The 1,380-nt window shown below is 57.0% G+C and carries 1 rRNA gene; it reads left to right on the top strand.

The window, feature by feature from the left end:
• Positions 1–67 precede the first annotated feature (67 nt).
• Positions 68–1,380 (top strand): 23S ribosomal RNA (locus VXC91_RS45645); the annotation flags it as partial.

Below are 1,380 nucleotides of genomic sequence, written 5' to 3'. Positions count from 1 at the left end.
GTTTTTCAGTGGGGTGATGGGTGGTTGGTCGTTGTTTGAGAACTGCACAGTGGACGCGAGCATCTGTGGCCAAGTTTTTAAGGGCGCACGGTGGATGCCTTGGCACCAGGAACCGATGAAGGACGTGGGAGGCCGCGATAGTCCCCGGGGAGTCGTCAACCAGGCTTTGATCCGGGGGTTTCCGAATGGGGAAACCCGGCAGTCGTCATGGGCTGTCACCTACTGCTGAACACATAGGCAGTGTGGAGGGAACGAGGGGAAGTGAAACATCTCAGTACCCTCAGGAAGAGAAAACAACCGTGATTCCGGGAGTAGTGGCGAGCGAAACCGGATGAGGCCAAACCGTATGCGTGTGAGACCCGGCAGGGGTTGCGTGTACGGGGTTGTGGGATCTCTCTTTCACGGTCTGCCGGCCGTGAGACGAGTCAGAAACCGTTGATGTAGGCGAAGGACATGCGAAAGGTCCGGCGTAGAGGGTAAGACCCCCGTAGTCGAAACGTCAGCGGCTCGTTTGAGAGACACCCAAGTAGCACGGGGCCCGAGAAATCCTGTGTGAATCTGGCGGGACCACCCGCTAAGCCTAAATATTCCCTGGTGACCGATAGCGGATAGTACCGTGAGGGAATGGTGAAAAGTACCCCGGGAGGGGAGTGAAATAGTACCTGAAACCGTGTGCCTACAAGCCGTGGGAGCACTTTGGTGTGACTGCGTGCCTTTTGAAGAATGAGCCTGCGAGTTTGCGGTGTGTTGCGAGGTTAACCCGTGTGGGGTAGCCGTAGCGAAAGCGAGTCCGAAGAGGGCGGTGGAGTAGCACGCTCAAGACCCGAAGCGGAGTGATCTAGCCATGGGCAGGTTGAAGCGGAGGTAAGACTTCGTGGAGGACCGAACCCACCAGGGTTGAAAACCTGGGGGATGACCTGTGGTTAGGGGTGAAAGGCCAATCAAACTCCGTGATAGCTGGTTCTCCCCGAAATGCATTTAGGTGCAGCGTCGTGTGTTTCTTGCCGGAGGTAGAGCACTGGATAGGCGATGGGCCCTACCGGGTTACTGACCTTAGCCAAACTCCGAATGCCGGTAAGTGAGAGCGCGGCAGTGAGACTGTGGGGGATAAGCTCCATGGTCGAGAGGGAAACAGCCCAGAGCATCGACTAAGGCCCCTAAGCGTACGCTAAGTGGGAAAGGATGTGGAGTCGCACAGACAACCAGGAGGTTGGCTTAGAAGCAGCCACCCTTGAAAGAGTGCGTAATAGCTCACTGGTCTAGTGATTCCGCGCCGACAATGTAGCGGGGCTCAAGCGTACCGCCGAAGTCGTGTCATTGCAGCATGTAGCCTTAACGGGTGTTGTGATGGGTAGGGGAGCGTCGTCTGCCGGGTGAAGC

Source organism: Streptomyces chiangmaiensis (assembly GCF_036281785.1).
GTDB classification, from domain to species: domain Bacteria; phylum Actinomycetota; class Actinomycetes; order Streptomycetales; family Streptomycetaceae; genus Streptomyces; species Streptomyces chiangmaiensis.
The sequence above is the reverse complement of the archived record's forward strand: the minus strand, read 5'-3'. Positions and strand labels throughout refer to the sequence as shown.